Raw genomic sequence first — 19,776 nt, 5'->3', positions numbered from 1 at the left:
CCAGAGGGTAACTATTTCTTTGATGGCTGGCTGGCTGGGTTGATCTTGGCGAGGTAGTCGGCGAGGGACTTGAGGATCTCGTCGGCGGTCTTGGTCCAGGTGAACGGTCTGGGGTCCTGGTTCCAGGTGTCGATCCAGGCTTTGATGTCGTCTTCGAGGGCCTTGACGGAGGTGTGGACTCCGCGGCGGATGAGTTTGTCGGTCAGTAGTCCGAACCAGCGCTCGACCTGGTTGATCCATGACGAGCCGGTCGGGGTGAAGTGGACGTGGAAGCGCGGGTGCCGGCTCAGCCAGGTTCTGATCTCGGCGGTGTTGTGGGTGGCGTAGTTGTTGCACACCAGGTGCACGTTGAGCTCGGCGGGGACGGCCTTGTCTATGGTGACCAGGAACTTCTTGAACTCCAGGGCCCGGTGGCGGCGGTGGAGTTCGCCGATGACGGTGCCGTCTGCGACGTTGAGGCCGCAAACAGGCTGGTGATGCCGTGCCGCAGGTAGTCGTGGGTGCGGCGTTCGGGCATGCCCGGCATCATCGGCAGGACCGGCTGGGACCGGTCCAGAGCTTGGATCTGGGACTTCTCATCGACACAGAGCACGACCGCCTTCTCGGGCGGGTTGTGGTAGAGCCCGACGACATCGACCACCTTGTCGACGAACTGCGGGTCGGTGGAGAGCTTGAAGCTGTCTTGCAAGTGCGGCTTGAGGTCGAACTTCTTCCAGATCCGCCCGATGGTCGACTTCGACAGTCCCGTGCGGGTGGCCATCGAGGCCCGAGACCAGTGCGTGTCGTTGCCGGGTGTGGACTCCAGCGTCGCCACCAGCACGTCCTCGACCTGGTCGAGCAGGATCGAAGGCGGCCTGCCCGGACGCGGCTCGTCTTGCAAGCCGTCCAGCCGCTTGTCGAAGCGGAAGGCCAGCCCGCGCCACTCCTTGATCTTGTTGATGCAGCGTTCCACCGTGTTGCGCTGCCGGTAGAGATCGGGGTCATGGCTGACCGGGCGGCCGCCGCGGGAGCCGCGCTTCTTGCGGTTGGCTGCCTAGTCGCTCTTCTCGGGGATGGCGGCCTTGATGCCGCGTTGACGCAGGTAGACGCGGTTGGAGCGGGAGGAGTAGGCCTTATCGGCGGCCACCGCGCCCGGGAGAGTACGCGGGCGCCCTACGCGTAGGCGGACCTTGATCCGGGAGAGCACGGCGCGAAACTGCGGACTGTCGCCGGCTTGGCCCGGGGTCAGGACGAAGGACAACGGACGGCATCGCCGGTCGGAAGACAGGTGGATCTTGCTGGTCAGTCCGCCTCGTGAGCGGCCCAGCTCGGCTGCCGTCAGTCGAAGTCTGCGCCGTAGTCGCAACCGTCGGCCTCCACCCGGATCCCCGTTGTCGTCCCCGCCGTCGCCGGGTCCGCCGTCTTGAGGGATTTGCCCCTTTGTCGCAGCCTCCTTTCCTGTTCAACGGCCTCGTCCAACGCCCTGGCCAGCTCGCCGTCCAAGACCATCCCGACGGCGTGGTGGTGAGCCCGGGCCGTGGCGGAATCCACGCTGACCAGGTCGAGGTCGACCTGCCCGCGGGCTGCGGCCTCGGCGATCATCGCCTGCATCAACTGCTCGAAGACGCCCGCCGTCGCCCACGAACGGAACCGGTCGTAGACGGTGGACCACGGCCCGTACTCCGCAGGCAGATCCCGCCACGGGCAACCAGGCCCGAAACCGCCACATCACGGCGTTGAACTGCAGTCGCAGGTCAGGGATCGGGCCTCGCTCACCCAAGGGCAGGTGCGGCTCGATCAAGGACCATTCCTCGTCGGTGAGGTCTCCACGCGCCATAGCGATGGCCTACCAGGACCGGAAACCACAGCGCAGGCAATCCCTCTGATCTCAACTCCGTACAGGCCCTAACGAGATGACGCATGCGCTGTTGCTCTATCAGGGGCTGGGAGCAACAGCCTGGGCACATCAGGATCTCTTCGCATCTCAAAACTTTTCGGACCCAAAAACCCGATGGAAAAGGATCACTGTTCATTCTGGATGGTGAGACAGAATGAACACCAAGCCTTATCCTGATATTTCCTTTTATCGGCGAGCTCGCTACAGCTGCTCGTGGCCGAAGTTTTTCCAAGGACCGGATCATGTCTACCGCTTAACCGATGCACTGACGCTTGGGCACGTCACGTGAGAAGGTAGGTCTCGTCGATTTCGCCGCCACGGGCCAGCAACGGAAGAATGCGATCGGTTGATCTCAACGCCACTTCGGCCTTCAGCCGGAAACGCGCCTTCAGCCTGGTTCCGGTCGGCGCGCTCACCAGCAGCCGGAGTTCGCGATCGCTGTGCGGATACTCCTCTTGCAGCGACAGAAAATCCCAGTAGCCTCGCTGGAAAGACGGTCCTGAACTCAGAATCTGAGGATAGTATACGGTGCGCGTCTCGGAGCGCTCCCGACTGGTCTCCGCACTTAGAAGAGTCGGGACGACCTCGAAGTTCAGTGCCGCACCTACGATCGTCTTGATTTCCACCGGACTTTCACCGCGAATCTCACGGGGTGACATATCTCGAATCACGGCCTTCGCCGTGCCGCTGAAGTCCACGACCAGTCGCGCCCACCGGAACCGGCATCGCGGATGGGCGTGAACGATACAAGTGAGCGGAATATCAAAATAGGACTGAGTGGGATCGCAGGGCGGTTCGGCCGGGACCTCGACCGTCGGCCCCTTAGCCAGGGCGATGCGGTTCTGCCGGTTCAGCAGACGGATGTCGTCGTCGCCGACGATGGCGGCACCGCGCCGAGTCTGCTCTCGCAGCACCTCCGTATCAACATCAAGATCTGATTCGAAGAGCGTGGAGAACTCCGGACCTGTAGCCATGTCACACATTCTAACGCCAATCGCCGACGAGCGTGAATGGCGCCCAATGATAGAAGCCGGCCCAGCCAGGAACCGCTCTGGTGTCTACAATCGCCTGTCGTAGCGCATCGGCCTTGTTTATTCCGGTTTCCCAGTAGTATTGGTAGAACCGCCTCATGAGAAATTCTGTCGAATCGTCGGCGACCTCCCATAGACTGACCAGTACAGATGCGGCGCCCGCGTAGAGGAGCGCCCGAGTGAGCCCGATCAGCTCATCCCCCGGCCGGTTCTCGTTGATCCCGGTCTCGCAGCCGCTCAGGGCGACCAGTTCCGCTCGCACTCCTTTAAGCGCGATGATGTCCCCGGAGGTGAGTATGTCATCCCCTGACAGCAGGATTCCGGATCTGGCCATGTTGTCGACATCGAAGTGCGCGTGGCCCGCGATGTGAACGATGTCGGCACTCGTGGCGAGTCCACGAAACGCATCCCTGGTAACGGCCGTACCGATCACCGGCTTGGCCTGAAAGAGTTCCCCAAGCGCTTCCGCCTCGGCACGTGCCGCTGGCAGGTCACCACGCGAATCCCCGAAGACCGCGACGGTGTGACTGGTCTTGGCGGAGTCTTCCCGCCTTCTGCGATTGGTGCAATAACGCAGCGTGGAAGCGCTCTGACAGTAGGCCACGGGATTCCGGTCGATAAGAAACCGGTCTCCAACCTTGAGCGCGTGAAGCGGCATGTAATGCAGGAGGTTATGAGGAACGAGGTAGACGATATCGCCAGGTTCCGCCCACTGGGCGATCGGCTCCACCAGGTAGTCCCACGCGTGCCAGAGATCGTCCAGCCCCATCTCGGCCAGGTCGCGGACACGATGTCGCGCCCCGAAGTTGGCCGTGAGAAAGAGGTTTAGCTCATGCCGGTTGAACGGTAGAACCCGCACCTCTGGCTGGCCTTCGGCGGCGGAGGCTCCGAACACGATGACGACGTCATCGAAACAGAGGTACTCGACGAGCACGACTCGCCTTCCGACGGCCAAGCCGTCGGCCAGGAGCCGCCGGATCTCCGCCAGCCTCGCCGGAACACCCTGGCGTAGTTCGACATACTCCGCCCCGCGTGCGCCGGACTCAGCCAGACGATCCCGCACGAGGTCCAAGCGACGTCCCGTGTCCCGGACGACCCGCGCCTGCGCTTCGTCGCCGAGCCGTAGAGCGCGCCGTTCGGTCGCGTAAACGGCGGCGAGCGCGACTTCCTCCGTGACCAGCTCCTCCAGGCCCGGCGGTGGTGCCGAAGCCGCGTTCTCACCGAGAAGCTCCAGCAGAACCCGGGACCGGGCGGCTTCCGAGAGTTCGAACGCAGCCTCGATCGGCAGGGCGGGCCAACGCTCGTCCAATCGGCCGTCCATAGTGACGAGGTTGCGAGCGGCGTCCGCGTAAATCGAATCAGCGCGATCCAGCAAGTCGATCCGAAGGTTCGGATCAAGGAACGATCCACGAATCCTGTTGAGCACATGAATAGCCGACGTCAGATGCCGGTGACGTTCGACGGGGTCTTTCGTCCAGTAAGCCAGCGAGGACTCGGCGAGGAACAACCCTTCTAAGTTGTCGTAGCGCACCGCATTGTCACGCGCCCGGAGAAGAGTCTTCATGAATTTTCCCGGCACTCGTACCGGCTCGGCTCGGCCGTCATCCAGGGGTCGCTCTATCAGCGATCTGATCATGACGAAGGAGCCGACGGACCAGCTCACCTCGATGCTCTTCATCATGGGAGCGAGTTCCCCGGCGACAAGCCCGCGGACCCTCGCCTCCAGGTGCGCGAGAAGGTTATGGTGCATGTAAGTTATCGTTCGGATCCAGGCCGAGGGCGCGTAGGGATACTTACTCCGGAGGACCCTCGTGATGTCATCCTGTCTTGTGGCGGTCGATTCGATCTCAGCCATCAGGAGCCGGGCAGCCTCATGATCACCGAGGTCCAGGTGCGTTTCGACCACAAAGAGCAGTAGCGTCCTCCGGACGAAAACAGAGAGAGCCGAATCAGTCAGTGATTCGGAGATCTCGGCCAACGCATCGGCAGGTCGGCTCAGATTGTTGCGCAGGTAGCCGGCCAGCCACAGCGACTGCAACGTCGCGACATCATGTTCTCCTGCTGCGCGGAACGCCGTGGCCGCAGCGCGGGACTCAGCGATCGTCTCGTCCGGACGATTGAGATAGGCATTGATTTCAGCCTTCGACTCGCATACGGCCGCCAGCGCCCGGTGGTACCTGACCGCCAGCGTGCTGACGCCAGTGAGCCGCCAGTCGGGTACCTCTCGCTCGATCAGATGTAACGCCTGCTCGCCTATCGCAACGTAAGCAAACAGATCGTCCCCGCGAGCGGGTGGCCTCGGAAGCCCTCCCGCGATAACCAGGCTGTCTCCCGGGACTATGCCGGTGGTCTGGACGACACGATTATGGTGCGCGAGGACGTGAATCAGAGACAAGTCAGGATTGGACTGCCGCCGTCCGAACGAGTCATGCAGCCAACTCGCCAACGCCACCGACTGGAGCTGCGGTTTCATCGACTTGAGGTTCTGGGCATCGGCGAGGCGCATGTGCCATTTGCGATGCGGAATTTCAAGGATCATGAAAACACACCAGACGACCGCCATGGTTGTCCATGCCTCCACCACCTCCGCATTCGGATGAAAGAAGGCGCTGGCGACGAACATGAAGGGGATCACACCAACCACGACAGCAGATAGCGCGGAAAATATGAAGAGAACTTTTATTTGGCGCCTCAGTGCTGTGATTCCGGTCGCCATGGTGGGACCGACGGAGCAGCCCACGGCGATGGCCGCCAATGACAGCCCGCCAGAGAATCCAACTAGGGGGCCGGCACTGGCACTGAGTTCTACAGCTAGTCGACCCAAAGGAGTCGCTGCCAGAGAAATCGATATGATCAGCCACAGCGATGCATATATGTGAAGGAAGCCCCGGGTCACACGTGTGACACCAACACGAGCGGGCAGCAGGAGCAAGAACCGGGCGCAGAACACGGCCACGCCGCCGATCAGCGTGATCGATCCGACCGTGCCCAACGACTGCCCAACGGCCTGGTCAATGGCGAAAGCAAGCGGGATCGCAGCCAAAATCAAATTCAAGCCTCGTACCGCCTTGAACACGGTGCCGATCGCAAGAACGATGGATTGATCCACATTTCGATAGGACGACATCGACTGAGGCTCCCTGTATGTCTGCGGGCGATAGGAGTGCTGTTGGCGGCACAGGGTCTTGGGTGACGGCTCCTATCCCAGGATCCTGCGTCAGGAATTATTCGGCAATACCCGGGCGAGTGATTCCGGGGTCTCTTGGGCAGCCTTCTTCCATCCGAACGGCCGAGAGTTGTCATCCCAATGGACAATTTAGTTACGGATGTCCTTTTTTTGGCGCTTGGATGTTCTTGTGGCCCTGCCCGCATAAGACCGTGACTCATTTGGTCATGCGGCGGTAGCAAATAAGGGCAGCGGCGATGACAACGAAGGACGCGAAGTGGTCGGCGCGGCGTTCGTAGCGCCGATGAAGGCGGCGGCAACCGGCCAGCCAGGAGACGGTCCGCTCGACCACCCAGCGGTGGCGTCCCAGACGTCGGCTGGACTCAACCCCCCGGCGGGCAATGCGAGGGATGATTCCGCGGCCGCGTAGGAAGATTCGCAGGTGTGGGTAGTCGTAGCCCTTGTCACCGTGAAGCTTCGCTGGCCGGCGACGTCTGGGTCCGCGGCGAGAGCGGATCGGCGGGATGCCGCGCACCAGCGGCTGCAGTCCTTGACTGTCGTGGGTGTTGGCCGCGCTGATTGCGACAGAGATCGGCAGACCGGTCCGCTCGGTGATGAGGTGGATTTTCGACCCGGCCTTGCCGCGATCGACAGGATTCGGACCTGTCAGCTCCTCCCTTTCATGGCACGCACGCTGACCGAGTCGATCGCACATCGCGACCAGTCCAGCTCTCCGCGCGCGCCCAGCTCGTCCAGGATGATTCGATACAGCTTGGCCCACACCCGGGCGGCGCTCCACTCGGCGAAACGACGGTTCACCGTCTGCCAGGAGGCGCCGAAGACCGGCGGCAACTGCCGCCAGGCGCACCCAGTGGTGGCCACGTACACGATCGCGGCCAGGATCATCCGGTCGTCTGCGCGCCGCCGTCCACCGCCTTGCAGCCGGGTGGGCGCCAGCGGAACCACACGCTGAAACAGCTCCCACAACTCGTCAGGAACCAGTCGCTGAAGAAATGCATCCACGTCATGTCCAACGAGTGACCACCAAACGAGTCACGGTCTAACTGGTCGGCCAAAATGCCGGACCAGCGCTCGACATGGGCGATCCATGAGGAGCCGACCAAGATTAGCTTCCTATGGAAGATGACGGACCTGCCTGTTTGATAACTTTGTCTCTTTCGGTGGTGATGGAGCGTTTCATTACCCCGGGAGGATGCGGTGGCGGAGCAGTGTGAAGCCGACTCAACATTGAATCTTGGTCGGCTGCTGTCTTACCGAGAGCCTCTTCTCATGCCAACTTGGTCCCGCCGCCGCCCCTGCTGACCTGCGCGATTCAAGTTGGAAAGCCTCGGTGTTGGGGAAGTGAAAACCTCACGCTGTGGTCAGGGACGCAGCTGATAACGTGCGTCACATCGCGCGCCAGCCGTCAACAGGAGGCCTCATGTCCGATGGCAACTTCGTCGTCAGCGGCGAACAGCCCCGCGACGTGGTTCTGGGCCTGCCGGTTGATGCCGTCCAGTACTTCATGACCATATTGGCGGCTGCTGGGGGCCCTGCCGGACTGGCCACTGTTCTCGTTACGTGGCTTCGACACCGGAAGTCTCGCGCCACGCTAAAGATGACGGACGCAGACGGCAGGGTGCTGGAATTCGATGTGCAAGGTGCGAAAGATCCAACGCGCTTGGCACAAGAGGTAGCTCATCATCTGATGATGGCGCAGGTCGTTCAGGCTGCGGCTGAAGACGATACAGCCCGAGCCGCCTTGGTGAGTGAAGCGGTCACGAGGATGCTCACAAGCCGTGACCCCGACATGGCCACCCAAATCGGTCAAGAACTCATGGCGGTTCTGGTGGCGTCAGCCCCTGCTGGCGAGTTGGCCGCTGTGTTGGGCAAAGCTTCCGAGAAGGAAGAGCATGCGTCCGGCGGCGGAGATGTGGGGCGAGCCAAGTAGCTGAGTCTGGCTTTCCTAGTGCTCCGTTCCTGAATGAGGGCTGATATCCCTGTTGACCTGGGACGATGATGGTCCAAGCGGGAATTGTCATGCCGAAACTGCTACATGCGCGTCCACCGATGGACACCGAAGAGGAACGACAGATCCGCAAACTGGCCGGGGCCCGTCATGCCCCGGCCGACTGGATCATGCGGGCACAGATCATCGCGTTCAGCTGGCAGGGCCTGCGCACCAGCGCCATCGCCGCCAAGCTCGGCTGCCCCATGCAGACCGTGCGCGAGCGAATCGAGCGCTTCAACGCCGAAGGCCTGACCGGCCTCGGTGACCGGCCCGGGGCGGGACGCAAACCCCGGATCACCGAGATCGAACGCGGGCAACTCATCGCGCTGGCGCGCTCGACCCCGCCCGGACGGCTGAGCCGCGGCCAGACCGGAGACCTGGCCGCAGACGACGAGAACGGTCCCACGCAGTGGACGCTGGACAGCCTGACCACCGCCGCCCGCGCCCAAGGCATCCTCATCGCGCGCAGCCAGGTCCGCCGGATCCTGCGAGCGGAGAAGGTCCGCTGGCGACACACCCGCTCCTGGACCACCTCCACCGATCCGGACTTCGCCCTAAAAGGGCCGAGGTCATCGGCTGCTACACCGACCCGCCGCCCGCCACCACGGTCATCTGCGCCGACGAACTGGGACCGGTGACCCCGCACACCTCCCCACCCGCGCCCGGCTGGTCGGTCGACGGACACCGGATCAAAGCACCATTGGAGTACTCTCGCGGCCTGGATAAGACCTGGGTGTACGGCGGCCTGCGCATCCGCGACGGCACCGAGCTCACCTTCTGCGCGCCTTCGCGCAACAGCGACGGTTGGATCCACCTGCTTCAGCAGATCGCCAAGGCCAACCGGCGCGGCCCGATCGTGGTCATCACCGACAACCTGTCCAGCCATTCCAGATGGAAGGTCGGCCAATGGCTACTGCGTCACCCGCGCATCCGCCAGGTGTTCATCCCGGTCAAGGCCTGCTGGCTGAACCTGGCCGAGGGCTGGTGGCGGCTGCTACGCAAGGCGGCGTTCGCCGGGCAGACCTTCGCTGATGCCACCGAGATCGCCCACGCTGTCACCCTCGCCACCGCGCAACTCAACGCCCGCGCCCACCCCTGGGTCTGGGGACGGCCACCCCCCGCAGCCCCGAGCCCTGCGCCGCAAGTTCGTCTACCTGCTATGAGGAACGCAGCACTAGTAGTGCTTTGTTAGGTCAGCCTGTTGTGGCTGGTCGGGTTGGTTGTGGGATGGTTCGATGCGGGCGTGACCCCCGAACAGCTCGCTCATATCCGCCAGCAGCTGGAGACGTTCGCCGCTGAGGTGTTCACCCCGCTGGTCCGCTCGGACCAGCGGACCAAAGCAGTCACCTATCTGCGGGGACTGCTGCTGGATGGCCGTCGCAAGTCGATGCAGCCGATGGCCGAGCGGCTCGGGGTGGATCATCAAGGACTGCAGCAGTTCGTCACCTCTTCCACCTGGGACTTCACCGCAGTACGTCAACGCCTGGCCATGCGCGCGATCGACGTGATCAATGCGGCGGCGTGGGTGATCGACGACACCGGTTTCCCCAAGGACGGCAAGGGATCGCCGGGGGTGGCCCGGCAGTATTCGGGCACGCTGGGCAAGGTCGGCAACTGCCAGATCGGCGTCAGCGTGCACGCCATCACCGATACCGCCTCAGTCCCGCTGAACTGGCGGCTGTTCCTGCCCACCTCCTGGGATCAAACCCAGGCAGTAGATGCGCAGGCGGCCGAGCAGATCGCAGCGCGCCGTACCCGCTGTGCCATTCCCGCCACCGAACAGCATCGTCCCAAGTGGCAGCTGGCTGTGGAGATGCTCGACGAGCTGAGCGGCTGGGGACTGGCGGCTCCGGTGGTAGTGGCCGATGCCGGATACGGTGACAACGCCCACCTGCGCGCCGCGCTGACCGAGCGCGACCTGGGCTATGTGGTGCAGGTCAAAGGCGCCGTCACCGCCCATCCAGCGCACGCCGAACCCGAGAAGCTCACCTACTGCGGTCTGGGGCCGCGACCCAAGCCGCGCTATCGCACCAAGCCGATCAGCTTGCGCGAACACGTATTGAGTGCCGGCCGCACCGCGGCGGTGACGCTGACCTGGCGGGCCGGGTCGAAGGGGAACCTGACCTCGCAGTTCGTGATCTTGGCGGTTCGGGTGGCCGGCCGCAAACCCCGCCCGGCCGACAACGGCTCGCTACCGGTCAACCACCTGATCGCGCAATGGCCCCACAACGAAAGCGAACCGATCAAGTACTGGTTGTCGAACCTGCCCGCCGACACGCCACCGGCCGAGCTCATCACCTTGGCCAAGATCCGCTGGCGCATCGAACACGACTACCGCGAGCTGAAGACCGCCCTGGGATTAGACCACTTCGAGGGTCGCTCCTGGACCGGCTGGCACCGCCACGTCACCTTGGTCAGCGCCGCTCACTTGTTCTGCACCGAACTGCGCTTGAGCTGCCCAAAAGCAGTCGGGGCGGCCTGACGCTCTACACGATCCTCAAAGAGCTCCAGGCCCTGCTGGCCACCTGGGCAGGCCGATGCCCCACCTGCCACCAACAACCGCCCTAACCACCTAACAAAGCACTACTAGGGTCTGTTGCATAAGTTGATCTTTGTGTTACTTCTCGTCGAGATGATCGCTGCGTGCGTGGGGATCTGACTAATGAACAGTGGCAGGCATTGGAGCCGGTGCTGCCGAGCATGGCCAAGCGTGGTCGTCCGGCTGTATGGCCGAAACGCCAGCTCATCAACGGGATCAGGTGGCGGGTGCGGACCGGCGCCCCACGGCGGGACATGCCCGCCATCTATGGGCCCTGGCAGACCGTCTATGGCCTGTTTCGCCGCTGGCAGCGCGAAGGAGTCTGGGAGCAGATCCTGTCTCGGCTGCAGGCCAGGGCGGATGCCGCAGGGTTGATCTGCTGGCAGGTCAGCGTGGACTCCACCATCTGCCGCGCGCATCAGCACGCGGCCGGCGCCCGCCGCGATGGCAACGCGCAACGACAACCGCCGGGCGGTATCAGCAGGCCAGAACCTGCTGATCACGCGCTCGGTCGTTCTCGCGGCGGGTTCACCACGAAGATTCATCTGGCCTGCGAGCAGCGGCAAAAGCTCTTGTCCATCCTCCTCACCGCTGGTCAGCGTGGAGACTCCCCGCAGTTCGCGGCGGTACTGGAGGCCATCAAAGTGGCCCGGCTGGGGCCGGGCCGGCCTCGGAGCCGACCCGAGCGGGTACGCGGCGACAAGGCCTACTCCTCCCGGGCCAACCGCACCTACCTGCGCCGCTGCGGAATCCGTGCCACCATCCCCGAGCCCGCCGACCAGATCGCTCACCGCAAAAAGCGCGGCTCGGCCGGTGGCCGCCCGCCCACCTTCGACGCCGAGGACTACAAGGCCAGGCACGCGGCGGAGTGCGGCATCAACCGGCTCAAGCGCCACCGGGCGGTGGCCACCCGCTATGACAAGCTCGCTGTCCGCTTCGAAGCCACCGTCCAGGTCGCCGTGATCGGTGAGTGGCTGTGACCACGCCCCCGCCCAGGCTGGGATCCTAAAATCGTTCGTTACGGCAGGCGCAGGATGCGACAGAAGGAACGAAACGATGAGGAGCGACGACATCCGACTGAAAGCCGAGACCGAGGGCGGCGAACTCATCGTAGAACCGTCCGAGGACGCTCTCCACGAGATGATCCTTGAGTTGCCCGCCCCCGACAACACCTTCGTCATCATCGAGCCCGACGAAGACGACCCGCTCTGGTTCGCCTCGGTCTCTCGCCTCGATAACGGCACCTACGAGGTCGAATACCGCGATGCCGTCCGCAGCCGTCACCACCTCAGCGTCGAGACCGACCCCAGCCGTATTGCCAACGACGTGACCTGCTGGACCGCGGCAACCGCCCGGGCACACAGAGCTCTCAACCGAAACCAGCCCTCAGCCGACTTCTGAAACAGGCCCTAGTGGAGACGAGCCCACGCCTGTGTCGTAAAGAGTCCTGCGATGGCCCGCCCCGGGAAGCGTTCCCGAGCAGGGGCCGCACGCAACGGCCCTCGCGTTCCCCGGACGGACCTACGTCTGCGTCGGGGACCGCACCATCTACGGGATGAGGTCGATCTCCACGTCAGCGGCCAGCTCCTGCAACGGGGACGGATTGGCTGTGATCACGGGAAGTCCACGTCGTGTCGCGGTGTGCACGATGCTGGCTGCGGTGAGCTGCTCGGCCGCGTACGGCCCGGCCGTTTGGAGAATCGCCGCCACGCCTGGTGCGCTGCCAGGGGTGAGATCGTCGACGATGCTGATCTCCATCCCCAAGAGCGCGTTCAACACCGGAACGTCTTGGTCGGGGAGTTGAGCAAGCGCCGCGGTGAGCGCAGCCGCCGAGGTGACGACAGGAACGACATATCCGCTGTGCTGGGCTCGCGACCACACCGTGGCGTCAACGTACGGCGAGGTTCGGCGGCTCCAGGCCAGCAGGGCGCTCGTGTCGAGAACGCGTCCGATCACGCGGCGTGGCTACGGCGAGCGGCGAACTCCTCGTCGCGCCGGTGGGCGAGCTGAAGCATCTCCGGGTCGGGCTCCCCGCCCATGATCTCCCGCAGGCGGGCAAGGTCACGCTCGCGCTGCTCGTCGGTGTAGACGATCTGCTCCTGTTCGGCGTCCATGCCCTGAGAGTACCCTCCGATTGCTCTCAGTCACTAGCGAACTGTGTGATCTAGGACCAGGGGGAGTGTTTCCCCTGCTCGGGGCAAGCGCGAAACGCAGTCGGGCAGGAGGTCGTAGAAGCTCCGAAGGGCACCGTACGGGTACGCTACCTGCCTAGATAGCTGCTGGCCGCGGGCCGGGCTCTCCGACTGACCCAGGAGAGACCGTGGAGCGGTTCGAGCTGCCCGACGACATCACCAGCCTGGACGACGGCGAACTTTCTGCGCTCCTTGAGGGTGCTGTCGCCGCGTTCGATGCGCTGTCCACTTCCGATCGGGTGTCCTCAGACGACCTGAACGAGCTGCGCCGCCTGTCGACGGCGGTCGGCGACATCCGCGCCGAGCAGGAGAACCGCCGCGCCGCCGCTGAGGCGGCCGCCGCCGAAATCGACCAGCTGGCCGCCCAGGTGCGCGGAGGATCCGCTGAGGCGGCGACCGAAGCTGTGGAGGCCGCGGTCGAGGAGCCGGTCGAGGCGGAGCCCGCCCCGGCTCCGGAGCCGGTCACCGCGTCCGCGCAGGTGCCCGCCCGCCGTCCGGCGCTGGACCTGTCCGGGGTGCGCCGCCGCATGCCGTCGGTGCTGCCGGCGCCGCCACCCCCCGGCCCGGAGATCACCGCCAGTGTGGACGTGCCCGGCTACCAGCCCGGCCAGCCGCTCGACATGGACGGCGTCACCGAAGGCATCATCCGCCGCGCCAACGCGCTGAAGACCGCTGGTGGCGGCGTCGGCCTGACCGCCTCCTACCGGCTGCCGTTCCAACACGACCTGATCATCAACGACTCGTCGTCGGGGACCGAGGGCACCCGCGCGGTGATCCTCGCCGCCGACCAGGCGCGCCTGCCCGGCGATGACCTGGTCGCCTCAGGCGGCTGGTGCGCGCCCAGCGAAACGGTGTACGAGCTGACCAGCATCGCCTGCCCGGAGATGCTGTGGGACCTGCCGGAAATCCAGCTCGCCCGCGGCGGCCTGCGCTACTTCCCGATCCCGTCGCTCGACGTGGCCAGCATGACGTTCGTGCACACCGAGGCCGACGACATCGCCGGGTCGACGAAACCCTGCTTCAAGATCCCCTGCCCGGACCCGATCGAGGTCCGATGCGACGCCATCGGCGTCTGCCTGGAATCGGGCATCCTCACCCAGCGCCACTTCCCCGAGCTGGTCGCCTGGTACCAGCGCAACGTCATGGTCGCCCACGAGCTGCGCATCCGCCAGCACCTGTTCGAGCAGGCGCTGACGCAGGCCACCCCGGTCACCATCGCCGCCACCTTCGGCGCCCTGTCGGCCATCTACGCGGCCATCGCCCTGCAGGCCGCCGACATGGTCGAGCGGCACTCGCTGTGCGACAGCATCAACATCGAGGTGACGCTGCCCTGGTGGTCGCGCAGCCTCATGCTGGCCGACCTGGCGCGGCAGAACGGCCGCCGCCTCGACGAGGTCCGCGCCCAGGAGCTCGTCGAGCTGTTCGCCACCCTCGGCGTGCGCATCCAGTGGGCGCGCGGCCTCGGCCCGGCCGTCCCGGCTGACATCGGCGGCCTCACCCCGGCCCTGGACTGGCCCGCCCAGCTGCGGTTCCTCATCTACGTGGCCGGGTCGCTGCAGGCCGGACGCGGCGGTGAGATCAGCCTCGGCGTCATCCACGACAGCACGAAGTTCTCGACGAACGACTACACCGCCCTGTTCTCGGAGGAGTGTGTGGCGCTCGTCAACCGGGGCCCGGACCTGCGGCTCGTCACCGTCCCGATCTGCCCGAACGGCGCCACCGCCGCCCAGATCACGGCGGCCTGCCCGATCGCCTGACCGCACCTCCAACGATCGCGCCAGGTACGCGGCCTTCGCGCCTTGGTGCTCCTCGACCTCGTGAGGAGGTGGAACGATGCCGCACCCCGGCATGAGGCGCCGCGTCCAGGCCATCCCGGGCACACCGCTGCCGCACGGGCTGCTCAACGGCTGCACGACCATCCTCGACGTCGAAGACCCCCACGAGCTGCTCGGCGTCGACTGGGTGTCGCTGTCGTGCAAGGAAGCCCACCCAACCGACTGGTGCCCGACCGACGACGTCGGCAACCCGCTGCCGGCGCCCGGCCCGAAAACGTTCGACCGTCCGGACTCGGAAACCGCCGGCCCGGTCACGATCTACGCCGGCGCCGTCTGCTCGGCCCCCGGCTTCAGCTACGCGGAGGCGGAACAGCACGCGCGGGCGGGCCTGTCCCAGGGGGAAGGCCGCGCCCTGGAGGAGTGGTTCTGGCAGAACGTCCTCGCCGAGCAAGCCGTCGACCGGACCCCGGCGGCCGGAGCGGTGTCCGTCAGCCAGGGCATCTCGATCCTGGAGGGCTGGCTGGCGACCGACTACGGAGGCGTCGGCGTCATCCACGTCCCGGCGGGCGCGGCCGCGCTGCTCGGCCGCTTCCACCAGCTCGTGCAGCAGGGGTCGCGGCTGCGGACGTGGCTGGGCAACTGCGTCGTCCTCGGCGCCGGTTACGCCGTCAACACCGGCCCCGACGGGAGCCCTGCCCCGGCTGGGCAGGCGTGGCTGTACGCCTCCGGCCCGGTCGTGGTCCGCCGCGGCCCGGTCGACGTCATCCCGAGTACCGCGTCGGCCTCGGTGAACATCCGCAACAACGACCGCCTCGTGCTGGCTGAACGGACGTTTGTGCCGTCCACGACGTGCGCGGTCGAAGCCGTCCTCGTCGACCTGTGCCTGTGCTGCCCGTAGGAGACCGCGTGATCAAGATCTGGCCGCGACGAGACCTGCGGCGCGACTTCGCGCGGTGGGCCGCCCCGCTCGGCATCCGCACCGTGTCGGTGACCGAGTTCGCCGTCCCCGACTCCCTGATTCCGGCCATCCCCGAGGAACTCCTAGCGGGCGCCCGCCTCGATGGCCAGCTGTACGTGGCTCCCGCCCCGGAGCAGCAGACCATGCGAGGGGCTGCACCACCCCCGGGGCAGGAGCCGCCCCCCGCCGGCGACGGCGGAGAAGACGAGGGCGATGGCGGCCAGGCCGTCGCCGAGCAGCCGGCAGCTCCGGCCCAGGACCCCGGGCCGGAGCCCGCCACCTCACCCACACCGCAACCCGCGCCCGCTCCGGAGGGCATCGCGCACTCCGCGTCTCGCCGGAGGGCGGCCCGCGGCAAGGGCGGGGAGGGCCGCTGAGATGCCGGTCGAGCCTCAGCCGTGCGCCCCCGGCGGAGGCGGCGGTTCAGCTGAGGGCTGCTGCAGTCCGTCGATCGCCTCTCAGGCGTTGTGCCGGGCGGACGGCACGATGGTCCTGCTCGTGGTGCGTTCCGGGTGCGCCGAGTGCGGCACTGCCGCAGCTGATCCGCAGCCGGTGGGGTGGATCGACCCCGCGACAGGCGTGTTCACCGCAGGCCCGCTCCCGGCTGGGGTCGGGCCGTGTGACGGCGGCTGCCTGGACGTCACGACGGTCCAGCTGTGCGACCTGACCCCGGGCGGCGGGTGCGTGCCGTTCCTGCGGCACCTGCTGCGCGACTGCGACGGGGCGATCACCTCCAGCACCGACACCGCGCTGGATGGCACGACCGCCTACACCGTGGTGGGGACGGCGGGCGACTGCTCGGCGTGTGCGGTCGAGTGCGTCGACACGATCTGCGTGCAGCGGTGCGACGACACCGACGGTGACGGCCAGGCCGACCAGACCTACTCGGAGCTGTGGTGCGTCCACGCCGACGGCTCCACCGAGCTGGTACTCACCTACGCCGACGATCCTTCCCAGCCGTACACGCCGCTCGCCCCGGTCGAGTGCGCCTACGGCTGCCCCGAGTCCCAGACGGTGCTGCTGTGCGACGATTCCGGCGCGTTCTTGCGCCGCTACACGTTCCTGGCCGGCACCGCCACGTACGAAGACGTGGCCCTCGACGGGCAGACCCCGCACGTCGTCACCGGCACCGTCGGCGCCTGCGCCGGAGACGGCGAAAGCGCCGCGCCGTGCGAGGAGCAGACGACCCCGGCCGCCACGCTCGGCCTGTGCCTGGCGGACGGCACGCCGATCGCCGTGGTCGTCACCCGCGACTGCGCTGGCACCGTGACCCAGGACGGGTGGATCAACCTCACCACCGGCACCTGGTCGGCGGGCTCGCCACCTGCCGGCGCGCAGGCGTGCGGCGACTCCCGCGCCTTCGGGTTGGCCGGGCTCCTGTGTGACGTGGATCTCGCGACGGGCGACGTGCTCGGCCTGGTCCTGGTGGAGTACGAGTACAACCCTGACGGCAGCCTCGCCAGCGTGCGCCTGGTCGACCCCGCCACCGGCACCACCTACACGCTGCAGGGCGAGCTGAGGAACTGCCCCGGCGGCAGCGCGGCGCAGCCCGAGCAGGACCTGGTCGTGCTGTGCGACACCGCCGCCGACGGGACGGTCACGGCGTTCCTGCGGGACTATCGCAGGGACGCGGCCGGCGCGATCACCGGCCACTCCGACTACGCCCTTGACGGCGCCGCCTACGTTCCGGCCGGGACGGTCGGGTCCTGCCCGGAGTCGTCGTCGTGCCGCCAGTGCCAGACGCAGATCCTGTGCGACACCCCGGCGGGCATGGGTACGGCCGACGTGCCCGGCAACACGGCGAACGGCCCCGGCACCGTGGCCGGAACGCTGTCCAACGGCGTCGACTACGCGATCACCGGCACCACTCGGTTCAACGGACAGCAGTGGTGGGGCATCGGAGCCGCCGGTACCGGGCCGCAGGTCTGGACGTTCACGCAGCCGGTCACGGCCACGTGGGCCGTGCGGATCATCTTGCAGAACCAGTGCGCGGTGTTGCCCGAGGGCAGCGAGCTGGTTGAGCTGTCCGCGACGCACACGTGGGATCCAGCGACGCGGACCCTGTGCACGACCGTCAACAGCGACCAGTCCACCTCCACGTTCAGGCACTCCGCCCCCGTGACGTCGCTGTCGTTCGACATGAGCGGCCCCGGCAACACGCCCACGCGCATGGTCGGCCTCATGGCCGTGACGCCAGTGCCGGTGACGTTCCAGCGCACCACGTGCCGGGACTGCGACGGCGAGGTCACCAGCACCACGGACACCACGCTCGACGGGCAGCCGTACACCCCGGCCGGCACCGTCGGTGTGTGCGGACCCACTGCCGGCACCGGCACGGAGCCGTGCGGACACAGCGAGGCCCTGCCGCTGTGCGACGTCGCCACCGACGGCACGAGCACGCCGTTCCTGCGGCACCTCGTCTACGACTGCGCCGGGGCGGTCACCGGCACCGCGGACACCGCTCTCGACGGCACAACCCCGTACACCCCGGCCGGCACCGTCGGTCTCTGCCCCACCGAGAGCGCCGATGACGGGCCGCTGGAGGTCGGAAGCTACCCGCTGTGCGTCATCGACAACGCTTCGGGGAACGTGCTCCAGCACGTGCGGCGGGAAGTCGTCTACGACGCCGCTGGCGATGCCGTGGCGGAACGCTTCGTTGACGCTGTGACCGGTGGCCCCGTCGCGATTCCCGGTGGCGCCCACCTCGGCGTCTGCCCCTCCGAGCACGCGTGCCAGGACTGCCAGACGGTGCCGTTGTGTGACACCGGCGTCGACAACAGCTCGTTCGAGCAGGTGCCGATCTCGATCCTTCCGAACGGTGGCGGCGGCCTGGGCAACCCGGACTGGCCGTACGGCAGCGTCGGTGTCAATCAAGGGGCATGGGTCGCCAGCCCGGGCTACTGGATCACCGTGCCGCCGCAGGCGCAGCAGTGGCAGATCGGCATGCCCGTCTACATGCGGCTCGGCATCAAGGGCCTCGCCCCGGGCGAGACGATCAGCATCAACACGGCTGGATACGTCGTGGAGTCGCTGAGCCCGAACCACATCCTGGCGGGGAACGTCCTGACCGGTGGCCCCGCCTCCACCGCCGCCGATGAGACGATCCTCCGCTACGACACGCCGCGTCAGCAGTTCATCCTTCAGCCGCAGTCGGGTGACGGCAGCGGCCTGAGCTTCCTCCAGGTCAGCCTTGAGCAGCCGTGGGCCACGGAGGCGACGGTCACGCCTTTCCTGCGGACCGTGTGCCGGGACTGCGACGGCGCGATCACCAGCACCACGGACACCACGCTCGACGGGGAGCCGTACACCCCGGCCGGCACCGTCGGGGTGTGCGGGCTCACTGCAGGCGCCGGTACGGAGCCGTGCGGACACAGCGAGGCTCTGCCGCTGTGCGACGTCGCCACCGACGGCACGATTACCCCGTTCTTGCGGCATCTGACCTACGACTGCACCGGCGCGGTCACTGGCATCGCGGACACCGCTCTCGACGGGACGACGCCGTACACCGCGGCCGGTACGGTCGGGGTCTGCTCGCCGCAGCCGGAGTCGTGCCCGGTGCAGGTGATCGAGCAGTGCCGGTGTGATGACACCGACGGCGATGGCGTGGGCGACACCGATTATGTGGAGCTGCTCGGCGTCGCCTGCGACGGCACCCTGACCCCGCTTGGCATCTACACCGCGGACCTGGCCGGCCCTTACACGCCGGTGGCGCCTGTCGAGTGCCCAGTGGAAGGCGCCCCGGAGCCGGGGTGTCCCCAGCACCTGCTGCGCGAGTGCCGCTGGGACGACACGACGGGTGACGGCCTCGGCGATACCACCTACGTCGAGTTGATCTTGGTGGATGGCTGTACCGGCCAGCTCACCAGCCTGGGCAGCTATCTGCCGGACCTCACTGGCCCGTACACGCCGGTCGCGCCGACCACTGAATGCCCCGTCGAGGGCGCTCCCTCGGCCAGCCCGGTGCAGGCCCGCCGCGTCCAGCTCGACCCCGGTGGTACCTGGGGCGCCGCCGCGGTGCCGCTGCTGCAGTCAGTCACCGCCACCGCGCACGGCGGCAACGGTGTCGTAACAACGATGGATGGCGACTCCACGCTCTTCGCGGGCGAAAGCATCACCTGGAGTACTCAAAGGGACGCCGACGTCCTACTGGTCGGCCCGCTGACCATAACCGCCCAGACCGGGACTGTGACCATCACCTACACCACCGGAGTGACCTTGTGAGCGGATG

17 protein-coding genes and 1 pseudogene are annotated in these 19,776 nt (G+C 66.5%); 10 read left to right on the top strand and 8 right to left on the bottom strand.

The window, feature by feature from the left end; translation table 11 throughout:
* Positions 1-11: 11 nt before the first annotated feature.
* From ACFYWM_RS25740 to ACFYWM_RS25715, 6 genes and pseudogenes are all read right to left on the bottom strand, one after another.
* Positions 12-1,116, bottom strand: a pseudogene (locus tag ACFYWM_RS25740) (IS630 family transposase).
* Complete coding sequence (locus ACFYWM_RS25735) at positions 1,034-1,240, bottom strand: transposase (protein ID WP_389918140.1); 207 nt, start codon at positions 1,238-1,240, stop codon at positions 1,034-1,036. Before ACFYWM_RS25735 ends, ACFYWM_RS25740 begins: the two are co-directional and overlap by 83 nt.
* Before the next feature lie 77 nt (positions 1,241-1,317).
* Positions 1,318-1,590: a hypothetical protein gene (locus tag ACFYWM_RS25730; RefSeq protein ID WP_389918139.1), complete on the bottom strand. Its 273-nt coding sequence runs from the start codon at positions 1,588-1,590 to the stop codon at positions 1,318-1,320.
* A 567-nt stretch (positions 1,591-2,157) separates the two neighbouring features.
* Entirely contained in the window at positions 2,158-2,850 is a 693-nt protein-coding gene (locus ACFYWM_RS25725; RefSeq protein ID WP_389918137.1) for a hypothetical protein, read from the bottom strand.
* A 10-nt stretch (positions 2,851-2,860) separates the two neighbouring features.
* The gene (locus tag ACFYWM_RS25720) at positions 2,861-6,034 is read right to left on the bottom strand and encodes a CHAT domain-containing protein (protein ID WP_389918135.1); all 3,174 of its coding nucleotides are present in this window, start codon (positions 6,032-6,034) and stop codon (positions 2,861-2,863) included.
* Positions 6,035-6,290: 256 nt separating this feature from the next.
* Positions 6,291-7,096 (bottom strand): IS5 family transposase gene (locus ACFYWM_RS25715; protein WP_389918133.1). Its coding sequence is split into 2 segments (ribosomal slippage): positions 6,291-6,748 and positions 6,748-7,096, totalling 807 coding nucleotides; the frame shifts between segments, so codons are not numbered across the junction.
* A 418-nt stretch (positions 7,097-7,514) separates the two neighbouring features.
* Here ACFYWM_RS25715 and ACFYWM_RS25710 point away from each other — a divergent pair.
* The 6 genes from ACFYWM_RS25710 to ACFYWM_RS25685 all read left to right on the top strand — a co-directional run bounded on the left by ACFYWM_RS25710 (position 7,515) and on the right by ACFYWM_RS25685 (position 12,024).
* Positions 7,515-8,024, top strand: coding sequence for a hypothetical protein (locus tag ACFYWM_RS25710; protein ID WP_389918131.1), 510 nt, complete (start codon positions 7,515-7,517; stop codon positions 8,022-8,024).
* Between the two features lie 119 nt (positions 8,025-8,143).
* Positions 8,144-8,722 (top strand): helix-turn-helix domain-containing protein, encoded by a 579-nt coding sequence (locus ACFYWM_RS25705; protein ID WP_389918129.1) that lies wholly within the window; start codon positions 8,144-8,146, stop codon positions 8,720-8,722.
* Entirely contained in the window at positions 8,608-9,276 is a 669-nt protein-coding gene (locus ACFYWM_RS25700) for an IS630 family transposase (RefSeq protein ID WP_389918353.1), read from the top strand. The genes ACFYWM_RS25705 and ACFYWM_RS25700 overlap by 115 nt, the downstream gene beginning before the upstream one ends.
* Positions 9,277-9,327: 51 nt before the next feature.
* The gene (locus ACFYWM_RS25695; protein WP_389918127.1) at positions 9,328-10,566 is read left to right on the top strand and encodes an IS701 family transposase; all 1,239 of its coding nucleotides are present in this window, start codon (positions 9,328-9,330) and stop codon (positions 10,564-10,566) included.
* Positions 10,567-10,727: 161 nt separating this feature from the next.
* Complete coding sequence (locus tag ACFYWM_RS25690; RefSeq protein ID WP_389918125.1) at positions 10,728-11,603, top strand: IS5 family transposase; 876 nt, start codon at positions 10,728-10,730, stop codon at positions 11,601-11,603.
* A gap of 76 nt (positions 11,604-11,679) precedes the next feature.
* The gene (locus ACFYWM_RS25685) at positions 11,680-12,024 is read left to right on the top strand and encodes a hypothetical protein (RefSeq protein ID WP_389918123.1); all 345 of its coding nucleotides are present in this window, start codon (positions 11,680-11,682) and stop codon (positions 12,022-12,024) included.
* 147 nt (positions 12,025-12,171) lie between these two features.
* On the opposite strand, the gene ACFYWM_RS25680 is transcribed toward ACFYWM_RS25685, so the two are convergent.
* Positions 12,172-12,579: a hypothetical protein gene (locus ACFYWM_RS25680; RefSeq protein WP_389918121.1), complete on the bottom strand. Its 408-nt coding sequence runs from the start codon at positions 12,577-12,579 to the stop codon at positions 12,172-12,174.
* Positions 12,576-12,737: a hypothetical protein gene (locus ACFYWM_RS25675; protein WP_389918120.1), complete on the bottom strand. Its 162-nt coding sequence runs from the start codon at positions 12,735-12,737 to the stop codon at positions 12,576-12,578. The genes ACFYWM_RS25680 and ACFYWM_RS25675 overlap by 4 nt, the downstream gene beginning before the upstream one ends.
* Before the next feature lie 206 nt (positions 12,738-12,943).
* Here ACFYWM_RS25675 and ACFYWM_RS25670 point away from each other — a divergent pair, with 206 nt between their 5' ends.
* From ACFYWM_RS25670 to ACFYWM_RS25655, 4 genes are all read left to right on the top strand, one after another.
* Positions 12,944-14,572: a major capsid protein gene (locus ACFYWM_RS25670; protein ID WP_389918118.1), complete on the top strand. Its 1,629-nt coding sequence runs from the start codon at positions 12,944-12,946 to the stop codon at positions 14,570-14,572.
* A gap of 76 nt (positions 14,573-14,648) precedes the next feature.
* Positions 14,649-15,488, top strand: a complete 840-nt coding sequence (locus ACFYWM_RS25665) for a hypothetical protein (protein WP_389918116.1) — start codon at positions 14,649-14,651, stop codon at positions 15,486-15,488.
* 8 nt (positions 15,489-15,496) lie between these two features.
* Entirely contained in the window at positions 15,497-15,925 is a 429-nt protein-coding gene (locus ACFYWM_RS25660) for a hypothetical protein (protein WP_389918114.1), read from the top strand.
* Positions 15,926-16,034: 109 nt separating this feature from the next.
* The gene (locus ACFYWM_RS25655; protein WP_389918112.1) at positions 16,035-19,769 is read left to right on the top strand and encodes a hypothetical protein; all 3,735 of its coding nucleotides are present in this window, start codon (positions 16,035-16,037) and stop codon (positions 19,767-19,769) included.
* Positions 19,770-19,776 lie beyond the last annotated feature (7 nt).

It is taken from the genome of Streptosporangium sp. NPDC002721 (assembly GCF_042888905.1).
In the GTDB taxonomy this organism is placed as follows: Bacteria; Actinomycetota; Actinomycetes; order Streptosporangiales; family Streptosporangiaceae; genus Streptosporangium.
This window is presented reverse-complemented; position numbering and strand designations above follow the sequence as displayed.